Origin of the sequence: Rhizobium sp. ZK1, assembly GCF_047782645.1 — a bacterium.
GTDB lineage: Bacteria > Pseudomonadota > Alphaproteobacteria > Rhizobiales > Rhizobiaceae > Rhizobium.
Map to the genome: position 1 here is coordinate 4,377,650 of NZ_CP180586.1, position 25,408 is coordinate 4,403,057.

The 25,408-nt window shown below is 60.1% G+C and carries 24 protein-coding genes and 1 tRNA gene; 5 read left to right on the forward strand and 20 right to left on the reverse strand.

Annotation, left to right across the window (positions count from 1 at the left end):
- Nucleotides 1-221: 221 nt before the first annotated feature.
- From ACK9YZ_RS22000 to ACK9YZ_RS22020, 5 genes are all read right to left on the reverse strand, one after another.
- On the reverse strand, nucleotides 222-3,149 hold the full coding sequence (locus ACK9YZ_RS22000) for an aminotransferase (protein WP_416065170.1): 2,928 nt from the start codon (nucleotides 3,147-3,149) through the stop codon (nucleotides 222-224).
- Nucleotides 3,150-3,261: 112 nt separating this feature from the next.
- Nucleotides 3,262-4,146 carry a formyltetrahydrofolate deformylase gene (purU, locus tag ACK9YZ_RS22005; protein WP_216756670.1) on the reverse strand — a complete coding sequence of 295 codons (885 nt, stop codon included), beginning with the start codon at nucleotides 4,144-4,146 and terminating at the stop codon, nucleotides 3,262-3,264.
- A 214-nt stretch (nucleotides 4,147-4,360) separates the two neighbouring features.
- Nucleotides 4,361-5,377 carry an acyltransferase family protein gene (locus ACK9YZ_RS22010; RefSeq protein WP_416065171.1) on the reverse strand — a complete coding sequence of 339 codons (1,017 nt, stop codon included), beginning with the start codon at nucleotides 5,375-5,377 and terminating at the stop codon, nucleotides 4,361-4,363.
- Nucleotides 5,378-5,432: 55 nt separating this feature from the next.
- Complete coding sequence (locus ACK9YZ_RS22015) at nucleotides 5,433-6,704, reverse strand: hypothetical protein (RefSeq protein WP_416065172.1); 1,272 nt, start codon at nucleotides 6,702-6,704, stop codon at nucleotides 5,433-5,435.
- A 1-nt stretch (nucleotide 6,705) separates the two neighbouring features.
- Entirely contained in the window at nucleotides 6,706-7,761 is a 1,056-nt protein-coding gene (locus tag ACK9YZ_RS22020) for a glycoside hydrolase family 5 protein (protein ID WP_216756675.1), read from the reverse strand.
- Nucleotides 7,762-7,892: 131 nt separating this feature from the next.
- On the opposite strand from ACK9YZ_RS22020, the gene ACK9YZ_RS22025 reads away from it, so the two are divergent.
- Both ACK9YZ_RS22025 and ACK9YZ_RS22030 read left to right on the forward strand, forming a co-directional pair.
- A complete protein-coding gene (locus tag ACK9YZ_RS22025) occupies nucleotides 7,893-9,512 on the forward strand; it encodes a GumC family protein (RefSeq protein ID WP_416065173.1) in 1,620 nt (539 codons plus the stop codon).
- Nucleotides 9,513-9,582: 70 nt separating this feature from the next.
- The gene (locus ACK9YZ_RS22030) at nucleotides 9,583-9,909 is read left to right on the forward strand and encodes a hypothetical protein (protein WP_216756677.1); all 327 of its coding nucleotides are present in this window, start codon (nucleotides 9,583-9,585) and stop codon (nucleotides 9,907-9,909) included.
- Between the two features lie 36 nt (nucleotides 9,910-9,945).
- Here ACK9YZ_RS22030 and ACK9YZ_RS22035 read toward each other — a convergent pair whose 3' ends face one another.
- The 13 genes from ACK9YZ_RS22035 to ACK9YZ_RS22095 form a co-directional block, all read right to left on the reverse strand.
- A complete protein-coding gene (locus ACK9YZ_RS22035; protein WP_416065174.1) occupies nucleotides 9,946-11,070 on the reverse strand; it encodes a class I SAM-dependent methyltransferase in 1,125 nt (374 codons plus the stop codon).
- A gap of 29 nt (nucleotides 11,071-11,099) precedes the next feature.
- Nucleotides 11,100-11,954 carry a phytanoyl-CoA dioxygenase family protein gene (locus ACK9YZ_RS22040; RefSeq protein ID WP_216756680.1) on the reverse strand — a complete coding sequence of 285 codons (855 nt, stop codon included), beginning with the start codon at nucleotides 11,952-11,954 and terminating at the stop codon, nucleotides 11,100-11,102.
- Complete coding sequence (locus tag ACK9YZ_RS22045) at nucleotides 11,951-12,676, reverse strand: WbqC family protein (RefSeq protein ID WP_416065175.1); 726 nt, start codon at nucleotides 12,674-12,676, stop codon at nucleotides 11,951-11,953. The genes ACK9YZ_RS22040 and ACK9YZ_RS22045 overlap by 4 nt, the downstream gene beginning before the upstream one ends.
- On the reverse strand, nucleotides 12,673-13,392 hold the full coding sequence (locus ACK9YZ_RS22050) for a formyltransferase family protein (protein WP_416065176.1): 720 nt from the start codon (nucleotides 13,390-13,392) through the stop codon (nucleotides 12,673-12,675). The genes ACK9YZ_RS22045 and ACK9YZ_RS22050 overlap by 4 nt, the downstream gene beginning before the upstream one ends.
- Nucleotides 13,385-14,137 carry a cephalosporin hydroxylase family protein gene (locus ACK9YZ_RS22055; RefSeq protein ID WP_216756685.1) on the reverse strand — a complete coding sequence of 251 codons (753 nt, stop codon included), beginning with the start codon at nucleotides 14,135-14,137 and terminating at the stop codon, nucleotides 13,385-13,387. The genes ACK9YZ_RS22050 and ACK9YZ_RS22055 overlap by 8 nt, the downstream gene beginning before the upstream one ends.
- Nucleotides 14,138-14,166: 29 nt before the next feature.
- Complete coding sequence (locus ACK9YZ_RS22060; protein ID WP_416065177.1) at nucleotides 14,167-15,315, reverse strand: DegT/DnrJ/EryC1/StrS family aminotransferase; 1,149 nt, start codon at nucleotides 15,313-15,315, stop codon at nucleotides 14,167-14,169.
- Nucleotides 15,316-15,425: 110 nt separating this feature from the next.
- Nucleotides 15,426-16,670 (reverse strand): glycosyltransferase family 2 protein, encoded by a 1,245-nt coding sequence (locus tag ACK9YZ_RS22065; protein WP_216756688.1) that lies wholly within the window; start codon nucleotides 16,668-16,670, stop codon nucleotides 15,426-15,428.
- Entirely contained in the window at nucleotides 16,667-17,209 is a 543-nt protein-coding gene (gene rfbC / locus ACK9YZ_RS22070) for a dTDP-4-dehydrorhamnose 3,5-epimerase (RefSeq protein ID WP_416065178.1), read from the reverse strand. Before rfbC ends, ACK9YZ_RS22065 begins: the two co-directional genes overlap by 4 nt.
- On the reverse strand, nucleotides 17,206-18,441 hold the full coding sequence (locus ACK9YZ_RS22075) for a methyltransferase domain-containing protein (protein ID WP_416065179.1): 1,236 nt from the start codon (nucleotides 18,439-18,441) through the stop codon (nucleotides 17,206-17,208). Before ACK9YZ_RS22075 ends, rfbC begins: the two co-directional genes overlap by 4 nt.
- On the reverse strand, nucleotides 18,438-19,502 hold the full coding sequence (gene rfbG / locus ACK9YZ_RS22080; RefSeq protein ID WP_416066788.1) for a CDP-glucose 4,6-dehydratase: 1,065 nt from the start codon (nucleotides 19,500-19,502) through the stop codon (nucleotides 18,438-18,440). Before rfbG ends, ACK9YZ_RS22075 begins: the two co-directional genes overlap by 4 nt.
- Nucleotides 19,493-20,266: a glucose-1-phosphate cytidylyltransferase gene (rfbF, locus tag ACK9YZ_RS22085; RefSeq protein WP_216756693.1), complete on the reverse strand. Its 774-nt coding sequence runs from the start codon at nucleotides 20,264-20,266 to the stop codon at nucleotides 19,493-19,495. Before rfbF ends, rfbG begins: the two co-directional genes overlap by 10 nt.
- 322 nt (nucleotides 20,267-20,588) lie before the next feature.
- Nucleotides 20,589-20,762 (reverse strand): hypothetical protein, encoded by a 174-nt coding sequence (locus ACK9YZ_RS22090; protein ID WP_216758971.1) that lies wholly within the window; start codon nucleotides 20,760-20,762, stop codon nucleotides 20,589-20,591.
- A gap of 93 nt (nucleotides 20,763-20,855) precedes the next feature.
- Nucleotides 20,856-20,940, reverse strand: a tRNA-Leu gene (locus ACK9YZ_RS22095).
- Nucleotides 20,941-21,109: 169 nt separating this feature from the next.
- On the opposite strand from ACK9YZ_RS22095, the gene ACK9YZ_RS22100 reads away from it, so the two are divergent.
- On the forward strand, nucleotides 21,110-21,517 hold the full coding sequence (locus ACK9YZ_RS22100; protein WP_416065180.1) for a BA14K family protein: 408 nt from the start codon (nucleotides 21,110-21,112) through the stop codon (nucleotides 21,515-21,517).
- Nucleotides 21,518-21,520: 3 nt separating this feature from the next.
- Here ACK9YZ_RS22100 and ACK9YZ_RS22105 read toward each other — a convergent pair whose 3' ends face one another.
- A complete protein-coding gene (locus ACK9YZ_RS22105) occupies nucleotides 21,521-21,814 on the reverse strand; it encodes a SelT/SelW/SelH family protein (RefSeq protein ID WP_007813273.1) in 294 nt (97 codons plus the stop codon).
- Nucleotides 21,815-21,999: 185 nt separating this feature from the next.
- Here ACK9YZ_RS22105 and ACK9YZ_RS22110 point away from each other — a divergent pair, with 185 nt between their 5' ends.
- Nucleotides 22,000-23,049: a GH25 family lysozyme gene (locus ACK9YZ_RS22110; RefSeq protein WP_416065181.1), complete on the forward strand. Its 1,050-nt coding sequence runs from the start codon at nucleotides 22,000-22,002 to the stop codon at nucleotides 23,047-23,049.
- A gap of 74 nt (nucleotides 23,050-23,123) precedes the next feature.
- Here ACK9YZ_RS22110 and ACK9YZ_RS22115 read toward each other — a convergent pair whose 3' ends face one another.
- Nucleotides 23,124-24,200, reverse strand: coding sequence for a class I SAM-dependent methyltransferase (locus ACK9YZ_RS22115; protein WP_416065182.1), 1,077 nt, complete (start codon nucleotides 24,198-24,200; stop codon nucleotides 23,124-23,126).
- Nucleotides 24,201-24,360: 160 nt separating this feature from the next.
- Between ACK9YZ_RS22115 and ACK9YZ_RS22120 the strand changes: the two genes are divergently transcribed.
- Nucleotides 24,361-25,407, forward strand: coding sequence for a GlxA family transcriptional regulator (locus tag ACK9YZ_RS22120; protein WP_416065183.1), 1,047 nt, complete (start codon nucleotides 24,361-24,363; stop codon nucleotides 25,405-25,407).
- Nucleotide 25,408 lies beyond the last annotated feature (1 nt).

Here is a 25,408-nt window from a genome sequence, read left to right on the forward strand (position 1 = left end):
AACGTGTCAAAATATCGACGGTCCGAAAAATTTCATTCCATCACATCTCGATTTACAGGAAGAATTCTATCACGCCTTCGTGCAATCAATGTGACGGTTCGAGACGCCTCGAAATCGCCGAGGCAGACATAGGAAGTCGGTTTGATTCCGGCAATGGGTGTTTCGTTAAAAATCGGAAAGCCGCGAAAAGACCGAATTCGTTAATGGCCGCAGTTCCCTGTTTACCAGCCTTCCCGAAGCACCTTTTCCAGCATGTCGACAAAGAAATCAGCGCTTTGTTCGGTTAAGCAGAGTGGTGGTTTGATCTTCAACACGTTCAGGTGATCACCCGTCGGCTGCATGACGACGCCGAGTGCCAGCAGCCGGTCGCAGATCGCTGCCGTCTCTTCGGTCGCCGGCTCCAGCGTCACTCTGTCGCGCACGAATTCGAGGCCGAGATAGAGGCCCATGCCATGCACGGCGCCCACAATCGGATAGCTGTCTATGAGTGCCGCCAGACGCGCCTTCAGATGGTCACCCACCTCCCGGGCATTGTCCTGCAGGCGCTCCTCGGCCATCACGTCGAGAACCGTCATGCCGGCAACGCAACTGACTGGGCTGCCGCCGGCCGAGGAAAAGAAATAGCCTTCCTTCTCCAGAGAAGCGGCTATCTCTTTCGTCGTGATGACGGCGCCGAGCGGGTGTCCGTCGCCCATGCCTTTGGCGATGGTGATGATATCGGGCACGACGCCTTGCTGCTCGAAGCCCCAGAAATAGTGGCCGAGCCGCCCATAGCCCACCTGCACCTCGTCAGCGATGCAGAGGCCGCCGCGTTCGCGCACCTGCCGGTAGACCTCGGTGAGATAGCCGTCGGGCAGTGGAATACCGCCGGCATTGCCATAGACCGATTCGGCAATGAAACCGGCGAGCCCCTCTCCCTCGGCATCAATGGCCTCCAGCACCGGCGTCACGGTGCCGAGATAATCCGCCGTCGACTCCGGTCCGCGGAACCGGCCGCGATAGGTGTGGGGTGAAACGACGGCGTGAACCCAGTCCGGTCGTGTCGTCAACGCTTGCGGATTGTCGGCGATCGAGGTGGAGACGGCATCGCTTGCCACCGACCAGCCGTGATAGCCCTCCAGCAGGCAGAGCATGTTGCGTTTGCCGCTATGCGCCCAGGCAAGCCGCAGCGCCAGATCGTTGGCTTCCGAGCCGCTGTTGACGAGGAACACGGCATCCAGGCCGTCGGGCGCCAGCGACGTGAGACTTTCGGAGAATTCCGCGACGGCGGCATAATGGAAGCGCGAATTGGTATTCAGCATCAGCCATTGCTGGCCGATCGCTTCGGCCATGCGCGGATGGCCGTGGCCGAGGATCGTGACATTGTTGACCATGTCGAGATAGGCGCGCCCCTCGACATCGAAAAGATGCTCCTTCCAGCCGCGTTCGATCTGCGGCGGGTGCGCGTAATAATGCTTCTGCGGGCTGGCGAAATGAGCCTGCCGCAGCTCGAAAAGTGCTGCCGTTTCAGGTTTCGGCGCGTCGGCACCCGGCCCGAGCAGCACCGAAGGCGAGGGGCAGAGCGCGGACCACGCGTCCGCCTGTTGCGGTGTCGCAAAGAGCGGCGGCTCGAAGCCGGCGATGCTGCAAAGCTGCAGGCGCAATCCGCCGAGTGAGGAGGTCTCGCCGGACACCGTGCCGAGCGCCTGACCGGCGGCGACCTCGCTGCCATCGTCGACTGAGAGTTCGATGCCGTCGATATGCAGCTTCATATCGGCGCCTGTGAGGACTAGATGCTGGTCGTACCAGGTGATCCGGCCGGCAAAGGGTGCGGCAACGATACTGCCCGCAGCAAGGCAGATATCCATATGCAGGGCATAGGTCGCCTGGGCTTTTGCATGGTGCAGGCCCGTGCGGGACAAGCGATATTCGCCGTAGCGCGTTGCTGCTGCTCCCGTTTCCGCCGCCGCGCGGGCAAGGAGCCGCCAGTCCATGTCGGTCGTGAGCCAGTTGCCATCCGAAAAATGCGGGCTCTGCACGCCGAGATCGACATAGGCGATTGATTCAGCATCAATCTCCGGCAAGAGTGGCTGCCAGTCCGCCATATTGGCACCGGCAATATCGAGGCCGGCCGCTTGCAGGATCGCAGCTTCCATCAGCTCGAACGGCACGGACATCGCCGTATCGAAGATGCGCCGTTCGCCCTCCAGATTTCCTCTGACATAGTCATTATCAGGATCGATCGCGATCTGCTGTTCGCTGCTGGCGACGAGGATGACGGCGCGCGCCACGACAAGCGGCCAGAGAGCCCTCAGCTCGTCCTCGATCAACGGATAAATCTCGTGATAGGCTTTCACTGCCGGCAGAATGTAGAAGGGATCGCCATCCGCCTGATGCAGCAGAGAGGCGCAGGTCACGGCAAGGTCGCCGACCAGCCAGCCGCGGATGATGTCGCCGAAGTCGATCACCCCGTCGGGAACAGGCCGCCCGTGCGCATCAGGGCGACTGATGACATTGTCGCCCGTCACGTCGTGATGAACCGCCTGAAGCCGCAGCGACGGCGCAAGCGGCTGGATGCGGCGCACAGCCATGACCATCGTCTTGGCGATCCTGTCGCGCGCGGTGCTGTCGGTGATGGAGGAAAGTAGCTGCACGGCCACGGGTCCGGCCCGTCGCAGATCCCATTGCAGGCTGCGGTCGAGCCCGGGATGGGTAAAATCGGCTAGTGCCTCAGCCAGCCGTGCGCAGAGCGCGCCGAGCGCCGCGACAGAGGTGGGCGCCAGATATGCACGGTGTGTCAGGCCTTCGCCTTCGAGATATTCCAGCAAACGGACCTGATAATCCTGCTCACGCACCCTGACGGAAACGATCTCCTGCCCCTCGGTGGACGTCATCACGTTTGGAACACGCGGCGCATCTGCCTTGGCGCGCAAATGATGGATCGCCGCATTCTGCGCTTCGAGCTCTTCTGTCGCGTAGGCTGCATGGCAGATCTTCAGCACATACCGGCCATCTTCCGTGTCGAGCCGGTAATTACGGTCCTGCTGGCTGCCGAGTTCGGACACCGAACCGGAAAGCCCGTAATGAGAAAGCAGGATATCCGCCGCTTCGGAAGCCGTCACATCGGGGCGCGGCAGCGCCATGCGGTCCACAAGCGCTTCCTCGGTCATGGCACCCCTCCGCGGCATGATTCGATTACCTAATGAAACAGATAATCAAGCACTTGCCGACAAGCAACGGAAGATTGTGCCAGCCGAGGATTTGGCGGCGTGGGTCCTGAGTTCAACCCATGCGTTCGGAGGCGTAGCTTCCGGGGCTCGCGGGGAAGACGATCGTGCGATTGCCGTTGAGGAAGACACGGCGATGGATATGCGCATGGATGGCGCGCGCCAGCACCTGGCTTTCGACATCGCGACCGATCGAGACATAGTCCTCAGCGCTCTGCGCGTGCGTAATGCGCGCCGTATCCTGCTCGATGATCGGGCCTTCGTCGAGATCGGCCGTCACGTAATGCGCTGTCGCGCCGATCAGCTTCACGCCGCGCTCATACGCCTGCTTGTAGGGGTTGGCGCCCTTGAAGCTCGGCAGGAAGGAATGGTGGATGTTGATGATGCGGCCGGACATCTTCCGGCACATCGCATCCGACAGAACCTGCATGTAGCGGGCGAGAACAACGAGTTCCGTGCCGGTCTGTTCGACAAGATCAAGGAGCTGGGCCTCGGCCTGTGGCTTGTTTTCTTTCGTTACCTTGATGTGGTGGAAGGGAATGTCGTGGTTCACCACGACCTTCTGATAGTCGAAATGGTTGGAGACGACGCCGACGATGTCGATCGGCAGGGCGCCGATCTTCCAGCGGTAGAGCAGATCGTTGAGACAGTGGCCGAAACGGGAGACCATCAGAAGCACCTTCAGGCGCTCGCTGCCGTCATGCACCTCCGCATCCATGCCGAACTTCTCGTAGATCGGCTTGAAGCCTTCGCGGATCTCCGCAAGCGTTGCTCCTTCTTCGGAAATGAAGCTGACGCGCATGAAGAACTTGCCGGTATCGAGGTCGTCGAACTGCGAACTGTCGATGATGTTGCAACCCTTTTCGGCGAGATAGGTCGAAATCGCCGCCACGACGCCGCGCGTCGACTTGCAGGTTACCGTCAATACGTAGTCCGTCATGTCCTCTTCCCTCCTTGCGGCCGCCGCGCAGTGCTTAGATCAAAGCCGTGGCCTCGAACAGGCCGGCAAGCTTTCATTTCTGCAATAAATTGCAAGCCGAACTTTCATGCCTGCGGCATTTGCTTTCATGGCCGTAAGCTTATGACAGGCTATGCAGGATTCCGTTCTGCCTGCGCCGTCGGAAAGCCCGTCCTCGCCTTTTGATGGATTGAAGTCAGATGGCCGGCCGGCTGGCAACCCGGACCTTTCCGCGCGGGGTGATGATTTCGTGAATGATCGCTCCCACGATGGAAGAGAGCACGAGGCAAAGGATCACGAAAATAACAGGCTGCTGGAGCGCGCCGATCGGGAAACGATTGGCGATTATCCGCAGGAAGGCCAGCGTGAAGGCATGCGTGATGTAGATTTCGTAAGAGGCGTCGCCGAGGTAGTTGAGCCAGCCGACGAAGGACAATTTCGAGAAGTCGATCGAAATAGCGCTGTAGACGATGAAGATCGCCGGTATCCCCCAGCCATAATAACGGTCATCCGGCCGCACCAGACCCTCGTTGATGAAGAGGAAGGCGAAGCCGACGGCCAGCAATACCCAGGCCCAGCGCTGCGGCAGCAGAAGCTTCTGGACATAGAGCCAGCCAAGTATCGCGCCGGCCAGGAATTCCAGGATGATCGGCTCGCCGTAGAATTTCGTAGCCGTCGTTTCCGGCAACAGATGGCAGACGATGAGGATGGCTGCAAAGGCACCAAACAGGGCCGGCAGGCGATAATCCTCGCGGATCGGCAATAGCAGCGCGAAGACGAAATAGAAGAACATCTCGTAATTCAGCGTCCAGCCGGGCACGATGACAGGCACGATCATCGTCGGATCGACCGGATTGATCCATGGTATGAAGAGCAGCGATGCCATCAGATGCGGCAGGTCGAAGGCCGTCGATTTGAGAAGCGACGGTGCGACAAGCGCCACAGCTGCCGAAAACAGCGTCGCCAGCCAGTAGAGCGGCACGATCCTCTTGACGCGCTTGCGGGCGAAATCGACCGGCGTCATGTTTCGTCCGCTCGTTGTCAGCCACATCACGAAGCCGCTGAGCACGAAGAAGATATCGACACCCGTTTCGCCATAGATGAACGAGGTCGCGTCGATGGCGGGATTGACCTTGGCAAGCTGCAGGATGGCATGGAAGTAAACGACCATCAGCGCCGCTATGGCGCGCAGATATTGCAGCTGGACAAGCATCTGGTGTCTTGCTCCCACAGGCTCCCGCGGATCGCCCGTCGGGCAGGCCGCTTCGTCAACTCACTACATTTGCCGGACGATCCTGCCGGATGCGTGGCGTGTCGCGGAAACGCATGAACCCGATGACAAGCCAGAGGAGGCCGGCGATCTTCATCGAGAAGATTGCCGTTCCCCCGATCATCATATTCAGAAAAATGAAAAGAGAAAGTGAATGGGCGCAGCGCTTCTGTGCCGGACTTGTGCCCGCCGGAAACAGGCAGACGAAGAGCCAGAAGGCGATGACGCCGAACACCGTGGCGCCATAAACAAGATAGACATAGCCGCTGTCGGCAAATTCGGCGACCTTATCGACCGAAAGTCCGAGGATCGCCAGCGGATCGAGATCCATCAGTTTCTTCATCGTCAGATTGATACGGCCGGTGAAGTTGTCGCCGATCGCATTGGGGTCCTTCATGTAGACGAGGAAGCCGGCGCAAACGATGAGCGGCATCAGAGCCAGATTGAAGGCCTTGGGGATTTTCGGAAAGACGAAATAGCCGCCGATACAGCAGATGCAGAAGATCAGCATCGTGCGGGTGTCGTTTGTCGTCAGGATCAGCATCGCCGTCGCAATGGCCAGAGCCCGGTCGGCCCGTGTCAGCCTATCCCACATCGAAATAAGGTAGATCGCGATCACGCCGCAGAAATTGGCAAGCGATACCTGTTCCAGGAAGATCGATGACGAACGATGGTCGATGATGCCGAAGGAGAATCGGCCGGGAAAGCCAAGCGCATTCTGGAACAGGCCCGTCGTGTTGAAGCTGAGCGGCTTAAGCCCGCGTGTATTGGCGAAATAGTCGGAGGGGTGCACGATGCTGACATAGAAGGGCACGCTGATGATCTCGAAGATCAGGAAAAGCAGCACCATGATGCAAGCCACCCGGAAGATCAGCTTCAGCGTCCGTTCGTTGCACCAGCCTCCAAGCCCCGTGAAGCAGAAGATGATCAGCACGTTGCGGAAATGATCGATGAAGGCCATCCGGTTGAGCACGCTGACATAGATCGTCACCATCAGTGTGAAGAGCATGAACAGAAAGGCCGGAAGGTCTTCCTCATAGATGCCCTTGCGCAGGATGTAGATGATTGCGCTCGCCATGATCAGGCCTTCGCTGGCCGCCACATGCGTCAACGAAAGCGGCATGACATTGTGGTTTATGAAGGCCAGGATACCGTTGTAGAGAACCGAAAGCAGCCCGAGGGTCAGGATCGGGTAATCGAGACGCGAGGCCGGGCTCGCCGTATCCGCGACCGTTTCGAATCTCGCGCTCGTCTCTCCTATTGCTGCCATGTCACTTCCCCACGGGCTTTACCGCTGCGCAGACGGGGGCATGCTTGGCCACCATTTGCTCGAGAAGACGCATCTGCGGACGCTCCGGCGTATCGCGCGGCTGCACGTTGAAAGGTTCGTTGGCCGGCCACCATTCGCCTGCCGCCCAATAGGAGAAGCCGATCCACGCATCGCTGTTGTCGGACATGGTGGTGAGCATCGTCTTCAGTCCATCGAGGCAATCCGCATTCGCCGAGGCGCCGAACTCGCCGAGAAAGCCGCGTTTGCCGTTCTTCTTCAGCCAGGCAGTCACGTTGGTGATGGCATCGGTCGCCGCCTGTGCACCCTCGCAGGTATCGTGCGTGCCGGAGGAATCCGCATCGAGATACTGATGGAATTCATAGGCGTAGAAATCGAGCGGATCACGCACGCCGAGCATGACGGTTCCGTTCGCACCACCGATAACATCGGTTTCCCAGCTTGCCGCTCCGCTCCAGGCCGTGCCGGGAACGAGGATGAGATTGCGCGCGCCGACCGCCCGAATGCCGCGGATTGCGGCATTGGCGGCTTTCAGCCAATCGGTCGCCGGAATGTCGTGCGGCTCGTTCATCAGCCCGAAGAGCACGCCGTCCTGATTGGCAAATTCGACGGAGAGCCGCGCCCAGAAATCGGCAAAGGCTGCATTCGTTGCTGGCTGCTTGCCGACCTGATCCTTGTCGTAATAACCGAAATTATGCGGATCGATCAGCACGCTCATCTTGTGTTTGCGAACCAGCGAAACCGTATCCTTCAGGCGCTGCAGCTCGTCATCGTCGAGCCGTGCGCCAAGCGCCGGCTGCAGCCGCTCCCAGCGGAAGGGCAGGCGGATGATCGTCATGCCCTTCTCAGCGAAATAGCTGATCGTTTCTTCGGTTGGGTAGGTGTAGTTCGTGCCGTAGACCCCGCCGCGCTCGCCATATTCGGCCCCGGAGAGATTGACGCCGTAATAGCAGAGTGGCACGTCAGCGGCATGGGCGGTGGACGAAATGGTCGTGACGGCGGCAACCAGCACCCTGTGCAGCAGTCTTTTCCGTTTCATGGCTATCCTCGCGGGGTCGCGGCAGGTCGCCACGTCGGCTTCGATGCCGGCATCTTAACGGTCCGTTAGCTAAGAATTTCTAAAGTCGCTCTTGCCCGGCCATGCTTTCTCGCCGGGCGGATGCGGTGGTTATGAATCAGTATGACGGGAACAGGGTGAGCCGCCTGCCTGCCTGGCGCAGTTATGAGTCGTCTCAGTCTGCGCCTGAAGGTAGCCGTGCGCGCAGCCCGATCATCCGGCCGACCGATTTCGTTCCGCTTCCACCGCCCCCCGAGCCCGATCCTCTTCCGGTTCGCGGGACAGCGTCGGAAAGTCGTCCCGCCGAACCGTCACGCCGCGATATTCCTGCCGCCTCCGAACCCCCGTCAGCGCCCGAACCCGCAGTCGAGCAGGAACCGGCCGCCGGACCATTGCTGGATATCCGATCTGCGGTTGCCGCCGTCTGGAGCCGGCGCCTGATCATTGCCGGTCTTTGCCTTCTCGGTGCTGCCGCCGGCGCGGTGATCGCGCCCCGTATTCCGCAGAAATTCACCGCCGTCGCCGCCCTCTATTTCGATCCGCGTCAGATCGGTCTTGCCGACAGCGGCTCTCAGAACGCGGCCCCGTCGCCGGAAATGATTTCGACGCTGATCGACAGCCAGGTTCAGCTGCTGACCTCGGGCAACGTATTGCGTCGCGTAGCCGACGCCATGCAGCTCGATCAGGATCCGGAATTCACCGGCGGCAGAACGGATGGCGCCGCCATCATCGGCACCCTTCAGAAGGCTCTGCTGATCACCCGCGAGAACAACACCTACGTGGTCTCGCTTGCCGCGACGACGCGCGATCCGGAAAAATCCGCGAAACTCGCAAACCAGGTCGTCACCTCCTTCATGCAGGAGGAAAGCAGCGCATCATCAGGCCTTTACGAGACCACGTCGTCAGCACTCGACGGCCGCCTCGACGATCTGCGCCAGAAGGTGCAGGAAGCAGAGCAGGCGGTGGAAACCTTCCGCGCCGACAACGACATGGCGGCGACCGAGGGCAATCTGATCTCCGACCAGCGCCTTTCATCCCTGAATACGCTGCTCGTCACCGCCCAGGAAAAGACCATTCAGGCCAAGGCCCGTGCCGACGCCGCCGCAAATCTGCGGGTCGAAGATGTCGTCGCCGGCAGCCAGACGGATGGCGCCACGGGCACATCGCCGCTCGTTAGCCTGCGGCAGCAATACGCCGCCCAGGCCGCTGTTGTCGGCAGCCTGCAGAGCCAGATGGGTTCGCGTCATCCGCGCCTTCAGGCTGCCCGCTCTTCGCTTGATAGTATCGGAACGGAAATCAAGGGCGAACTCCAAAGGGTCGCGACCTCGGCAAGAGCCGAATATGAGCAGACCAAGAAGGCCGAAGACGATATCGCCAAGGAGTTGGCAGTGCAGAAAGCCCTGCAGGCCACGACCTCGGACAAACAAGTGCAGCTGAACGAGTTGCAGCGCAAGGCGACGGCCGCCCGCGAACTTTACGAATCAGTCTTGAAGCGTTCCGGCGAGACCAGCGAAGAGCAGAACCTGAGCCAAAGCAATATCCGCGTCGTCTCGCCCGCCGAAGTTCCCGTCAAGGCGGATGGGCCGAGCAAGAAAGTCATCATGGTTGCAGGCATGATCGGCGGGCTGCTTGCAGGCTTTGCCATCGGCGCAGGCTTTGCGATCCTCGCCGGCCTCTTCTCTCATCCCATCATCAGAAGCTATTTCCGCAAGCCTGCCCGCGCTTCCGCTTGATGGCGACCGCCGATCTTCCTACATCCTGAACAAGGGCACCGAACGAAAGACGCCCGTGAAAGAGGTTGTAATGCGGTTCGCTGCGGTTCTCCTGCTATCGCTTGTTGCCGGCGCTTCGGCTGCGCCCGCCTTTGCCATAGACTGGCAGAATTCCGGCAAGCAGGCTGTGCAGCCGCTCTATCCCTACAAGGATCTTCCGGGCGTGAAGGCGCAACCGGATAAGAAGGTGGAAGAGTCCTACGACTGCCACACCGAAACCGTGCAGATCCGCCGCCGCTACGACGAGATCTTTCGCTCCGGCGGCATGCCGACCCTGATGTATGTTTGTGAGCGTGACGGTGTCGTGTCTATGGACAGCCGCGTGCCGCTACGCGGCCATTACCAGCCAGTGCGGTGAAAGCCGGAGGCGAAGGACGCCACCGGCTCGTTCATTTCAAGCGTCCAGCCAGACCAGTTCCAGACCCGGCTTGTGCAGGTATGGCATATTGCCGATTGCAGCGCGTGCTTTCAGCGGGTTGAGGCCGATGAACAGGGCCTCTGCGTCTTCGGCGATTGCCGTCGGTGCGGTGACCGGGTGGCCGAAATGCGTTGCATTTTGCATGTTCGGGTTCTGATCCAGGAAGGCCGTCACCTCAACGTCTTTGCCGATGCGGCTGAAGATCCAGCTTCCATAAAAGCCTGCGCCATAGATTGCCGCCTTGCGTCCGCGGAAGTTCGCTGCCTGTTTTTCCAGTCCGTCGGCCGCAGCCCGCCAGAAATCGCAGATTTCCAGCCCGCGATCGACAGCCTGCCGAACGAGAGTTGCGTCCTGTTCTTCCTTTACAGGCGTTTCGCTGCGCACAGCGACGACGAAGAAAGCGCCCGGGAAGGATGTCGTGTCGAGCACCGAAACTTCGAAACCGCCAGCGGCAAGGGCTCGACGCAGCGAGGCTTCGCTGAAATGATTGACATGGTCCGCCACCGTCATATCGCCCGGATTGGCCGAAACGTCAGGCATCGAAAGCAATAGCGTGCCGTGCGGCTTCAGCAGTTTGCGGATGCCGCTGATGAAACCGACGGGATCGGCCACGTGCTCGATCACGAAATGGCTCATTGCCGCGTCAAAACGGCCCGCCCATTCTTCCGGCGCCTCGTAGGTGGCCTGTGCCTCGGGCGCGATCCAGCCTTCCCATGCCGGTGCATAGTCGGCGGAAACATCGAAGACATGAGGCTTGATATCGGGCCGGGCAGCAACCACTTTGTGCAGTGTTGTGGCCTTGGCGGCGCCGTAATCGAGAAGCTTGGCACCCTGAGAAAGAGCGAGCAGATTGCGGGAGATCTCTGCTTGATGATCCGTGCGATAGATTACAGTACCATCTGGTTTGACCGCAAAGATCTGGTCATGGTCCTCGCTGCTCAGCGAAATACGATAGCCGGTATCGTAGAAGCCTTTGATATCCGGAATTTCATCGCATTGCGCGTGGCCGCACCCATCGCAGATATAAACGCGGGTCGGAATGTCCAGAAGAGTCATGATGGAAGTAAGGGCAGGCGCCGGCGTTTCATAGGCCGGCGACACAATCTCCTTGCTGCAAACGCGGCAGGGCGTCATTCGGCTGCCTCGCGCTGTACGGAAAGCTCCGGGAGCACGTCGGCGAACTTAATGCCGGCGGCAAAGGAGCCCTTCCAGCCGATGCGGATGCCGACCGGCTCAAGATAGTTGAAATAGCGGAACTGGATGCTCCAGCGCGGCGTGGTCGAGACGTTGTGGCCCGACTGATGCAGCGTCAGGAAGTCCATCAGCACGAGGTCGCCAGGGTTCGTCGGCGGTGCGACATGCTTGTAGCGGGCCAGACGCTCTTCGGCGCGATCGAGATGCAGCGCGTAAGCGCCCGTCTTGCCGGCGCCGGCATCGTCTTCATAGACCGGAACGAGGCCTTCGGCATGTGAACCGTGGGCGATTTGCACCGGCCCCATGTCCTGCGTGACCGGCAGAAGAGGTGTCCAGAAGACAACGCCGTCGACACTGCGCAGCTGCGATGGGAATTCCTGATGCCATTGGGCACGGAACTTTTCCTCGCCCGGATTGTCGATCCGGATACCGTAGCCGCCGGCTGCAATGCCCGGAACACTGTCCGGACGCAGTCCCCTGAAAGCTTCGTCATTGGTTGCGTTAGTAACGAGCCGCATGAAGGCCGGGATCTGCTTGACGGCATCATAGACTTCGCCGCCCCATACGCGGTTCTTGGCGATTAGCATCGGATAGGCGATCGTCATCGCCTCATGGGTCGTTTCGGTCGGGGCATCGATGCCGTATTTCCTGCAGATCACTTCAAGGATCTGGCGGATGCCTTCCTGGATCGGCGCGATGTCTGCAGCCGGATCGTAAAAGCCGCGCATGACGAGATAGCCGTTGCTGTTGAATTCAGCGCGCAGGCCGTCGGTGATCTTTGCGTTGGTCATGATGTTACCGTTTCCTCCTTCAGGAAGTCTTGCCACGCCACGGTGGCCGGGATGAGACAGCTACGCGCCTCCGGACCCATTCGGGCGATGAGATCGAGTACAGAAACATAAGGGGTGAACGTGCCGACCGGTTGGGGCCAGGGTGTACGGCTGTAGTTCATATACTCAACCTGCACACCGGCCCGTTCGAAGGTCGCATGGTCGAGATAGTTCGCTGCCCCGTGACCCGTCAGATAGCGGGTGCCGCTCACCTTCAGCACGATGTCGAGCACGCGCTGCCATGACGTACCTTCGACGCCCATCTCGCTGGTCTTCTCGATCGTCCGGTTCGCACCGATGCCGAGATAGCGGGCGGGTTCTTCGATACTGGCGATCAGCAGTTCTAGCAGCGAGGAATGACTGTAAACGCTGTCGAATATCGAAAGCGCATCGTCGATGTAGGGCGCTCCGAGCAGCGATTGGCGCAGCAGAGAACGATGGCTTGCCTTCCAGTCTTCGCCCGCCGCCGTGAGCTCCGAAATCATCTGGAAGCTGCCCTTGCCAGCAAGCGGGATCGTCATCCAGCAGCGATCATTACCACGCAGAAGCTGGATGCGGTTCGTGAAGCTGCCCTTCGAGAACTGCGTATCATCAAGATAGATATAACAGTCGGCAAGCATCAACTGCTCGAAGAAGCCGGGCCATGGAAACAGCATCGGTTGGGTAATGACAACGGCGGTCATGGGACCAGATACCCCTCAAGAGCTGATCGTGTCTTTTGAAAATCTGAGAATGCCGAGAGGAGAGACGGTGTTTGAATCGCAGGCGCGGCAGACGCCGTAACGCGCAGTCCTTCGGACAGGACCACAGTTTCGGAGGCCGGCTTGATGACAAGCAAGTCATTGGCAACAAGATCGATTGCGCAAAGCGTTAGATAGACCTTGTGTAGAAACGACAATGGCCCAAGTTCGTCGGCAGTGAAGGTTCCGAGCGCGGGCGTTGCAACCTGCGCCACAATGGAGCCGTCGTCGACGCCGGCACTGACGGCATGCAGTGTCGAACCGATAATCGGAACTGGATACTGCACTGCCTGTTTGAGTGCGTTTATTCCGGCAAAAGCCGGAAGAAGCGACGGGTGCACGTTCAGCGAAGGGATGACTGAAAAAAGTTCGGCGCTGATAAGCCTTGCGAAGTAGAGGAGGACCAGATCCACGCCGCGTTCCTTGAGAATCGTGCACGCTTTCCTGCTGAATTGGACCCGATCCTTTTCCTCCAGTCGCTGTCTGTAGACAGATCGGCTGTCGGCTTCGTCTTCTGCGCCGCACGGCCGATCGGTGATCAATGTCAGGTCAGCGTAATCGAGAAAGGACGTCCGCACCGCCAGGTCGGCGGCCGTGAAAAACGGCGCCCCACCAGCAGAGCAAATCACACCAATCTTCAGTCTGCGCTTGTCAGCCACGGACACACCTTATGTAACCGCCCGGCGAACTGGAAAGCACCAGCTTGCCGTTCAGCACTTCGTCAGTCTCGAAACGGTCGGTTTCCTTGAGATAGGCATTGAGCGCCGCGTAAGGCTCGTCGCCCGGATACCAGATCTTCGAGCGCTTTGTCGGCGTCTGCGACATGTCTCCGCGGCCGAGCAGCGTATCGGCGACGACGATATACTGACCTTCGGTAACCAGTGGGCCGTAGCAGCGCAGCTCGTCGAGCACGTGATCGCGGCTGTGGTCGCTGTCGAGAACCACCATGACGGAGGCGCCGGCCGGGATTTCGGCCTTCACCTTGGCAAGCGTCTCGACGGTGGTCGACGGTCCCTCGATCAGTGTGATCAACGGCGAAAGCGGGTGCTTCTCGATGGAATCGCGATTATGGGCGCGGATGTCGATATCGACGCCGATCACTTTGCCCTTGCCGATCACTTTCAGCAACGACGCCATGAAGATCATCGAGCCGCCGCGCGCCACTCCGGTTTCGATGATGATGTCGGGCTTGGTATTCCAGATTACTTCCTGGGTGGCCATCACATCGGCCGGCATCTGGATGATCGGCACGCCCATCCACGACCAGAGATAGGAGTAATCATATTTGTCGAGTGTCACAATCGTGTTGAGCGCGTGCTGAAAGGCTTCCTCGTCCTTGCCCAGCGCAAGCGACATTTCGCGCTTGTGGGCTTCGAATTCGAGGCGATCATCCTTGGTGGTCATAACTCTGAAACCTTCTGTCTATTCTGCGCTCAGGCCGACTGGCGGAGTTGAACGGCGCTATTGTCCTGATGGCTGCGGACGACCGAGATCAGCGTTTCCGCCACGCGCTCGATATCGGCCTCGCTCATGTCATGATAGCTCGGCAGGTTGATCGCCCGCTCCGGAATGCTCCAGGCGTTGATGTTGGCTGGCTTTTCCTCAAACATCGAAAGGCTGGACAGCGGGTGGAAGAAGACGCGCGCATCGATATTGGCGGCTTCGAACGCCTGTTGCAGCACTTGGCGGGTGATTCCGGCGGCGGGGTGGAACACGGCCGTCGGCATCCAGGCGCCGTTGATCGTGTCGGTATATTCCGGGTTCATGCTGATGCCGTTGAGCGTCGAGAGACGCACCATATAGGCGGCCAGGATATCCCGCTTGCGGGAAACCAGTTCCTCAATTCGCTCCAGCTGGGCGCAGCCGATCGCCGCCTGAATGTTCGACATCTTGTATTTGAAGCCGATCGCATCAGGCCAGAACTGTTTGGTTTGCCCACGCGCCCGGCCGTGATTGCTGAGCGTCAGTACCTTTTCATGGAGATTGGCATCGCTGGTCACGAACATGCCGCCTTCGCCCGTCGTCAGCGTCTTGGTGCCGTGGAAGGAGAAGGTGCCGAAAATGCCCATGGAGCCGGCGCGGCGGCCATGCCAGACGGAGCCGATCGCTTCTGCCGCGTCCTCGATAACAGGGATGCCGGTGCGGCGGCTGATATCGAGCAGCGCATCCATGTCGCAGAGATTGCCGTAGATATGGGTGGCGATGATGGCGCGCGTGCGCGGGGTGATATGGCGCTCGACCTCGCTGGGGTCGATGCACCAGGTATCGGGCAGCACATCGACGAACACAGGCTCGGCACCCAGATGCTTGATCGGAGCGACGGTCGCGATCCAGTTCGTGTCGGCGAGGATCACCTCGTCACCGGCGCCGATGCCGAGCGCGGCAAGACCCATATGCATGGCGCCGGTGCAGCTCGATGTCGCGATCGCATGGCTGGTGCCGAGATAGGCCGCGAATTCCTTCTCGAAACGAATGATATAGTCGTAACAGCGCGCACCCCAGCCGTTCGCTGCAGCATCGGCTGCATAGCTCGTCTCAAGCTCGGTGATCGACGGTTTGGTGTAGAATATCCTGTTGGTCATGCCTTAATTCTTTGTGATGGGGCCTGAGACTCACGAAATCGGGGCACACGGAACTCTGTAAAAACTAGGGGGTGAAACTGGCGCGAGGCTTTGCAGCGCCGGACGCAACTTCAGATGAGCACATGCTGAGTCAGGTCGGTTTCGATGAAGATGAGGTTCGGCTTGTAGCCGAGCTTGAGGAAATTCTCGCGTCGCGGCATGTCGGCGGCGAAGATCGCGGTCTTCTCCAGACGCGCCGGCTCATGCGTCTGCGGGTCGGCGACAATCTCGATCTCCGACAGCAGGCCCATGTTCCGCAGCATCTCGCCGATCGATTTCGGATCGGCCATGCCGCTGAGGATGAGCCTGCTGATGCCGGCGGTCGCGTTGACCTGATAGACGAGCGTCTGGATCGCCACCATCATCGGGAGACTGTGGCGAAGCTCAGCGACTTCAGGATGTTCGCCAAGGCCGCCGAGGGCCATGCGGGTGTAGAGCTCGTACGCCTTGATGAAATCCTTGCGTGCCACCCAGAAACGAATGGCGACAGAGATGCGGTTCAGCGTGAAGACCTTGCACATCTCGTCGTAGATGGCGCGCGCCTCGCGGCTGGTGTTCAGCTTGCCGCGCTTGGCGGCGATATAGAGGAAGTATTCGAGACCACCGCGATACTTGTCCCATGAGGTCATTACATCGTCATTGCCGGCCTGCTGGCGTGCCGGCGCGATCTTGGAGACCGCTACCGAGCGATAGAAGGGCTGCTTGAGGAAAGTGACCGCACCCTGATCGACGAAATGCGCGAGATAGGAAAAGGCCCAGAAGCAGAAGTCGCGTGGCACCCAGGCGGAGCGCAGGGCAGAGGAGCGATAGATGCCGATCTCGGGGAAGATGTGTCCGTTAAAGATGAACTGGAAGAGCTCTATGAAATTCTGCTGCGCGAACTTGGTGTTCTCGGCGATATCGTAGAATTGCGAGAGGTCCCGATCGTGAATTTCATCGTACAGATACCAAGGCGCCTGGCACGCGACGACATCGGGATTGGCGTCCAGATAGGTCATTGCCGCTTCGACGCCGGCAGGCACCAGGAAGTCGTCATCGGCAAGGTAGATCGAATATTCGCCGACCGCATGATGGAAGGCGCAGGCAAGGTTCGGTCCCGAGCCGCCGTTGACGGCACGGCGGTGATAATGGATCGGCAGGCCCCTGGCGATGAATTCCTCGGCAACCTGTGTCGTATTATCCGTCGAGGCGTTGTCGGAGATGACGATCTCGTAGGGGAAGCTGAAATTATAGGTCGCACAATGCTCCAGCGCGTTTCTGAGATAGGCCTCACGATTGTAGGTCGGAATGCAGATGCTGAGTTTGATGCCGCTCAAAGGCCTGTCTCCTGGCTGTAGCTTTCAAGCGCGGCGTCGCGCTCGCTGATGACACCAGGCGTGAAGGGCCAGGCGATGGAAAAGGCGGGATCATCCCAACGGACGCCGCGGGCAAGCTCCGGCACATAGACTTCCGACATCTGGTAGAAGAGCTCGCAATCGTCCTCGAGCGTCAGGAAGCCGTGTGCGCAGCCGGCGGGTATGTAGAAGGCGTTGTACTGCGCTGCGTCGAGTTCAACGGCGGCCCATTTCAGATAGGTCGGCGAATCCAGCCTCAGATCGAGCGCCACGTCGAAGACCCTGCCGCGCGTTGCGCGCACCAGCTTGATCTCCGGCCGCGGCTCGGCCTGATAGTGCATGCCGCGCAGCGTCCCGCGCTGGTGGTTCTGCGAGACGTTGCATTGCGGATAGACAGGCACGAGACCGTGGTCGGCGAAACTCTTGGCGTCGAAGGTCCGCGCGAACAGTCCGCGCTCGTCGGAACGCGCGTCGACTTCGACGATGAAGGCGCCTGAAACCGCGGTCGGGACGAATTTCATCCGATCACCGTCAGTTCCGGCACGGCGACGGCGAAGCGTCCGCCCCAGGCGCCGACCCGGCTATTGGCCGCCACGACTTCATTCTTGATGTTCCAGGGCAGGATGAGAACATAGTCCGGCTGCGTCTCGTCCATCTTTTCCGGCGCATAGATCGGCAGTTTGCTGCCCGGCAGGAAGTGGCCCTGCTTGTGCGGGTTGCGGTCGACGACATAGTTGATGAGGTCGGTGCCGACGCCGCAGAAATTCAGGAGCGTATTGCCCTTGGCGGCAGCGCCGTAAGCGGCGACCGTCTTACCGTTGCGTTTGGCTTCGTTGAGGAAGGCGAGCAGCCCGTCCTTGATCGGCGCAACTCGGCTCTGAAAGGCCTCATAGGTCTCGACCTCGTCGAAGCCGGCAGCCGCCTCGTCGGCGCGGACCTTGGCAACGCCTGGGCCGGTCGGATGAGCGGTAGACGTTGCGCGGCAAGCAAGCACGCGCAGGCTGCCGCCATGCGTCGGCAGTTCTTCCACGTCGAAGACCTTGAGGCCGTGTGCCCCAAAGACCTTTTCGACTGCGAGCAGCGACAAGTAATAGAAATGCTCGTGATAGACGGTGTCGAACTGAATGTTCTCCATCAGCCGCAGCAGATGCGGGAATTCGACGCTGACGACGCCGTCAGTCTTCAGCACGCCAGAGAGCCCGCCGACGAAATCGTTGATGTCGGGGACATGCGCCAGCACGTTGTTGCCGATGACGATATCGGCAGCAAGGCCGCGGGAGACGAGATCGGCAGCCGTCTCCTTGCCGAAGAAGCGCGCTTCCGTCGGCACGCCGACCTGCCGCGCCACCTCGGCGACGTTTTCGGCCGGCTCGATGCCGAGCACCGGCACGCCGGCCTCGACAAAATGCTTCAGCAGGTAGCCGTCATTGCTCGCCACCTCGATGACCTGCGATGTCTCGTCGAGACCGAAGCGCTTGCGTGCCATGACGGTGAACTGGCGGGCGTGCTCCACCCAGCTGTCGCTGTAGGAAGAGAAATAGGCGTAGTGGCTGAAGATGTCCTCCGGCGGCACGAAGGCATCGGCCTGCACCAGCCAGCAATCGGAGCAGACGAAGGCGCGTAGCGGATAGGACGGCTCCGGCTGCTCGAGCTGCTCTTCCGTCAGATAGGCGTTGGCAAGCGGCGTCGAGCCGAGGTCGACGAAGCGATGATTTAACGGAGCGCCGCAGAACCGGCAATTATGCGCTGTCATGATATTGCTTCCTCATAGGCCGCGATCTGGCTGAGCGAGAAGGCGCGCATGTCGGCTCCTTCGCGGTTGGCCTTGTACCAGGCGGCTGTCCAGTCGATTGTCTGTTGCAGGCTCAGGCGCGGGCGCCAGCCGATGGCGGAAAGCGCCAAGGCCGAGCTCAATGTCAGAGCAGGCGCCTCCGGCAGATGCGTTCCGGGCGCCTGCTTCCAGACGTCGTTGACGCCATGGGCAAGGCCGAGCGCATCGGCGAGTTCGCAGACGGTTGCGAAACTCTGCGGGTCCGGGCCGAAATTGAGCGCCTCGGGCAACTCCTTTTCATCCGAAAGCGTCAGCGCTTCGGCGAAGGCGAGATAACCGCCGAGGGGCTCAAGCACATGCTGCCAGGGACGGATCGCTTGCGGGTAACGAAGCAGGATCGGCTGGTGGCTCTCGAAAGCGCGGATGAAATCGGGGATCAGCCGATCCCTGGACCAGTCGCCGCCGCCGATAACGTTGCCGGCGCGCACGGTCGCAACGCTGATGTCGCGCCCCTTGAAGAAGCTGTCGCGATAGCTCTGAACGACGAGTTCGGTGCAGGCCTTGGAATTGGAATAGGGGTCCTTGCCGCCGAGCGTATCGCTTTCGATAAAGGGAACACCGCTGCCGTTGTTGGCATAGACCTTGTCGGAGGTGACGACGAGAACCGTTCGAACCGAAGGTGCCTCGCGCACCGCATCGAGGACGTTAGCGGTTCCCATCACATTGGTTGCGAAGGTCTCGGTCGGATTTTCATAGGAGCGTCGCACCAACGCTTGCGCTGCCATGTGGATGACGATTTCGGGCTCGAAATCGGTAAGGCGCTGCTTGAATGCTGCTGCATCCCTGATGTCGGCGATGTGGTGACCCTGCCCGTTCCAGGGGGAAAGCCGCGCATAAAGAGAGGGACTGGTCTCGGGTTCGAGCGAGACCGCCGCCACCTCCGCGCCGAGCTTTTCCAGCCACAGCGAAAGCCAGGATCCCTTGAACCCCGTATGTCCCGTCAGGAACACACGTCTGCCATTCCAGAAGTCCGTCAGGCCCATATCTTCCACGGCGCCTTTCCGGAGCTCCAGAGCTCTTCGAGCTGGTTGCGCTCGCGTAGCGTATCCATCGGCTGCCAGAAGCCGTCGTGGCGGAAGGCGGCCAGTTGCTTGTTGGATGTCAGCCACTGCATCGGGCCGGCTTCCCAGATCGTGTCGTCGCCTTCGATGAGGTCGATGACGGAAGGATGCAGCACGAAGAAGCCGCCATTGATGCGCTGGCCGTCGCCCTTCGGCTTTTCGATGAAGGCGGTCACGACATCGTTTTCGATATTCGTCGCGCCGAAACGGCCAGGCGGCGTCACCGCGCACATCGTCGCTTTCAGGCCGTGGCTGCGATGGAAGGCGATCTCTGAGGTGATGTCGATATCGGCGACACCGTCGCCATAGGTCAAGCAGAAGGGCTCGTCGGGGTTCAGATGCTCGCGGACGCGCCGGATACGGCCGCCCGTCATCGAGTTCATGCCGGTATCGACGATAGTCACCTTCCAGCTGGGCTTCGAACCCTTGTGATATTCGATCGCGTTGGTGGCGAGGTCGACGGTGATGTCGCTGTGATGCAGGAACAGGTTTACGAAATATTCCTTGAGCATGTAGCCCTTATAGCCGGCGCAGATGATGAAATCATTCAAGCCGTGATGGGCGTAGATGTTCATGATATGCCAGAGGATCGGCTTTTCTCCGATCTCGACCAGAGGCTTAGGCCGCACGCTGGTCTCTTCGGCGAGGCGCGAACCCAGACCACCTGCCAGAATTACGACTTTCATCCCAAGCGAACTCCAAAGTGTCTGATAACATCCATTGCCGCCGGCATGCGCCTGGCGAATATGTCCGGTATGCGGGCAACGATCTCCACGGAGCGGAACGGCAGTAACTTCATCGTGATGCCGGTATCCGATTTCGTTCTTGTGCGAGGCTTGCCTTAGCCAAGGCGAAAATAACCATCAGCCGGGTGGTATCTGCCCGCCCGCTGAGTGGTTTGCCCGATAGTCTCTTGGAATTATTTGCTATTTTGCAACGCCCTGCATCGGCGCTGCATGCCTATGATTTTTGAGGGGTAAGAAAAGCGCTCTGCAGGGAATGAGGCGATCAGAGAATCCGGTCGATCTTATGCTGGATATGCAGGTTGGGCATCAAACCAGCCGTATGGGCGGCGCGATAGGCGTTGCGCGCAGCATCGAACGTCACGCCCCACATGATGGCGCTCAGAAGAAAAGCGATGATGTAGACCTGGATCCGCATAGCGCCATGGAAATGGAGCATGGTGGCATTAGTGTGGCGATGCTGAAGGGAGCCCGCACAGGGGCGAATTCTCGACAGAAGATATTGTGAAACAAGCTCTTTCGAGAAAGGAAATGGTGCCCAGAAGAGGACTCGAACCTCCACGCCTCGCGGCACAGGTACCTGAAACCTGCGCGTCTACCAATTCCGCCATCTGGGCGACGGAGAGCCATGTACGGGGGTGGCTCTTTGCTGTCAACAGGGTTTTTGAAGTTTTCCTGACAGTCTGTGAAAAAGCTTCATGAAGCTGTGATCGCAACCCGCGGGTCAGTGGATGGCATGGCCTGCTTTCCGCACTATATTTGGGGGGTATCGGAAAGGAATGTGCCATGTTCGATCTTCGCCACGCTTTTCTCGCAGGTCTGCTTCTGGCAGTGCCGCTGGCCGGGGCCAATGCCGCCTCGCCATCGCTGGGGCCTGTCAATACGCAGTCGACGATCTGCGATTATCGCGGCTGCTTCGGCTTTGGTCCGCAGCAATGGCATCGCCCGGCCTATGTCCAGCCGAACTATCGGCCGCCGAATGCCGCCGGCCCGAAATATTACCAGCCGCCCGGCCAGTTACCGCCACGCCTGACCTACGACCCGCCGCCGGTGCAGCGGATACAGCCTTCGGCTGACAATCAGACTCGCCATCAGCAATGGTGCCGGAACGAATACCGCTCCTACAATCCGCGAACGGATCGTTTTCTGACCTATCAAGGCATCTACAAGACCTGCAATTCGCCTTATAACTGAGTGTCAGCTTTCCAGCGAAGCGCGATCGGTATGCCCGAGATCGCGATCGGGCTCGATGATGTCGCGCACGCGCTGCTTGAGTTCCTTCGGCCCCGGAAAACCGCCATCGCGCTTGCGCTCCCAGATCAGATCGCCATTGACGCGGATTTCGAAATTGCCGCCGGTGCCGGGAATGAGTGCCACCTCGCCAAGACTATCGGTAAACGTCTGCAGCAGTTCCTGCGCCATCCAGGCGGCACGCAGCAGCCAGTTGCACTGAGTGCAGTATAGGATCGTCACGCGGGCTTTCTCGGTCATCGGAATCTCCTTTTATCCCAGGGGATCTAGAGGCTCGCAAGCGGCGCTGCAATGCGCCTGGCGCCGAATCGTCAGACCGAAAGTTCGGATTCAGTCTTTTTTGATAATTTTCCGTTAGCTATTCCGGATTGGTGTCTTCCCGAGTAGCTGAAGCACCCTGGTTCTTGTTTTGCTTACGGGTGCTCATGCGTTCCACGGCTGTCCCAGCGATCCTCGTTGCCTGCCTCGCTCTGGCGGGTTGCTCGTCGGCTTCCGGTCCGGAGAATCTTGCCGCCGGCGTCACACCGAAGCCTTCCAAGGAAATCACGGCTTCCGTCACCCCGCCGCCGGCACCTGTGCCGCAGGCCACAGTCGCCGCGATCGATGCGGACGATGCCACTCCGCAGACAAGCCTTGCCTGGGGAGCCCCCGTGCCGGAGTCCAGGGCCTTCTCGGCAGTGACGCCTTCAGCCACATCGCAACCGGGTATGCCGGTTCCAAGCGATCGCCCCGTCGAATTCGCCATGGCGGCGGCACCCGCTATCGAGCCGCCGACGCGCGGCCGCTCACGCGTCTACGGCTATGGTTTCCGCGACGCCAAGCCGATCAATTTTGGCAGGACCTCGCCGCGCAAGCTGGCCGTCCACGGCGTCGACGTCTCCCGCTGGCAGGGTGACATAGATTGGGAAACGCTTAGAACCCGCGGCGCGAACTTCGCCTTCATCAAGGCGACCGATGGCGGCGACCATCTGGACCCGATGTTCAAGACCAACTGGCGGCGCGCCAAGGAAGCCGGCATCAAGCGCGGCGCCTACCACTTCTTCTACTGGTGCCGTACGGCCGGCGAGCAGGCCGACTGGTTCATCCGCAACGTCCCGCGGGATCCGGATGCACTGCCGCCGGTCATCGATGTCGAGTGGAACGGCGAATCGAGCTGCAAGGTGAAGCTTTCGCGCGCCCGCGTGCTGGAAAAAATGCAGGTGTTCATGGAGAAGATCGAGCGGCACTACGGCAAGCGCCCCATTATTTATACGGCCCCGGATTTCTACGCCGACAATCTCGAAGGCGCCTTCCAGAACTATCACTTCTGGCTGCGCGCGGTCGCCGAGCATCCTTCGAAGGTCTATCCGGGCCGCAAGTGGCTCTTCTGGCAATATTCCGGCTCCGGCCTCTCGCATGGCGTCGAGGGCCGCATCGACCTCAATGTCTTCCGCGGCAGCGAGGAAGAATGGCACCGCTGGGTAGCCGGCCTCTAAGAATTTCACCCCGTACAAAGATGCCGCAGAACTGACGATGGCAGCCCTGCGGCATTCGGCTCCGACCGCAAGGATCAGAGTCGCGCTTCCAGCACGAGGTTGAACGGCGTTGCCATCGCTCGGCGAAACCGCGTGAAACCGGCCTTCCGGAAGATTTCGGCCAGCCTTTTCTCGCCGGCCTGTGCGCCAAGCACGATATGGCCGCCGTCAGAGATCGCATGAGCGCAGCAGATCGTCGTCGAGGCGGCATAATACATGCGCTCGACCGGCGAGATACTGTCGTCCACGCCATCCTTCGCATAGGGCTCGACCAGCATCACCGTTCCGTTGCGGGCGATGGTTCTGGCCGCGTGTTTCGCGACGGCGAGCGGATCGCCCATGTCGTGCAGGCAATCGAAAAAGCAGATGAGATCGTAATCCGAACCGGAATAGGCGTCCGCCCGCGCCGTCTCGAATGTGACCCTCTCTGTCCCGCCCGCCGCAGCAACAACCTGCCGGGCCTTATCGAGCGATTCCTGATGCGAATCGAAACCACGGAAGCGCGATGACGGAAAGGCTTCGGCCATCAATGCCGTTGAATGACCGTGGCCGCAGCCGACATCGGCGACCAGAGCGCCAGCCTTCAGTTTCTCGATGACGCCATCGAGAGCCGGCAGCCATTCGGCGACAAGGCTTGCCTTGTAGGCATTGCGGTAGAGCGATGCCACGCCGCAATAGAGCCTGCCGTCATGATCGCCCCAGGGAATGCCGGCGCCCGTGCGGAAGGCATCCAGCGCCTTGTCCTCATCAGCCCACATTGAAGCCGGAATTGCCCAGGCCGCAGCCATGAAGACCGGGCTGTCGTCCTGCGCCAGCACCAGCGCATGCTCTGCCGGCAGTTCATAGCTGTGGCTTGCCGCATCATAGATCACATAGCCCCCTGCCACCTGCGAACCCAGCCATTCGCGGATATACCGTTCCGCACAGCCGGTGATGGCCGCAAGTTGGTGCGAACTGATCCACCCGGCCTTCGCCATCGCTTTATAGAGGCCGAGCCGGTGGCCGATGCTCACCATCACGCCGCCATAGCCGGCCGAGAGGTCGCCGATTGCCCGCGAGACGATGAGATCGAGTTTGGCCGCATCTATAGTGTTGTTTTTTATCTGGTCCATTTCCTTCTCCTGTCGAAACATTCAGAATGGAAATGGAATGACAGCAGCGGGGGCCTTGTGGCAGAGCGGCATGAGCCAGAAGCGGGCCATTTGCGCCAATCGTTGCGCCGGTGTAGGCAAAAGAGACGAATAGCGCGGCTGTTCCTTCCGGAGGGATGAGATGCAATCCGGTGCCGACCGCGTCGCTTCCAGGTCGCTTCATGTCAGCCTCGTGGCCATTCCCGAGGCTGTCGTATCGACGCTGAGCGGCATTTTCGATGTGATGAATGCCTTTGCGGTCTTGCCGGCAGCGAGCGATGTCCTTGCCGGTCGGGCGCCCTTCAAAGTGGAAATCGTCGGCACATCCGCGGAGCCGCTGGAACTTGCAAGCCGCCTCCCGATTACCGTCCAGCGCAGCATCTCATCTCTCGACCATACGGATATCATCATCGTCCCCTCCGTTTTGCTGCCATCGGGCGGATGGGAGAAGGGACGTTATCCGGAACTTGTCGAATGGGTGCGTGCCATGCATGCCCGCGGCGCGCTGATCTGCTCGGCCTGTTCGGGCCTCTTTCTGCTGGCCGAGACCGGGTTATTTGATGGCATGGATGCGACAGTGCATTTTGGCTATGCCGAGTCCTTCCGGACCAGCTTTCCGCAGGTGCCCGTCCATCCGGAGCGTGTGCTCGTGGTCTGCGGTAGGCGGGAAGAGTTGATCAGTTCCGGTGCCTCCATGACCTGGCATGATCTGGTCCTGTACCTGATCGCCCGCCATGCGGGTGCTTCGGCCGCGCAGGCGATTGCCCGTTTCTTCGCGTTGCAATGGCATCAGGATGGGCTGGCGCCCTATATCGTCTTCGAGGGACGCAGAGGTCATGGTGACACAGCGATCCAGATAGCGCAGGACTGGCTTTCCAGCCATTTCTCCGTCGCCAATCCCATCGAGGAAATGTCCCGTCATGCCGGCCTGACAGAGCGCACTTTCAAACGCCGCTTCACCCAGGCGACCGGTGTCAGTCCGATCGCCTATGTTCAGCGTTTGAGAGTGGAGGATGCAAAGCGGCGGCTGGAGCGCACGGATACGCCTGTCGACGAGATCAGCTGGCAGGTCGGCTATGAAGAGCCGGCGTTTTTCCGCAGGCTCTTCAAGCGTATGACAGGTCTGACACCCGGCAGCTATCGCCGCAGGTTTCGCGTGCCCGATTATGCGCGACCGTCAAAAGGCTGAG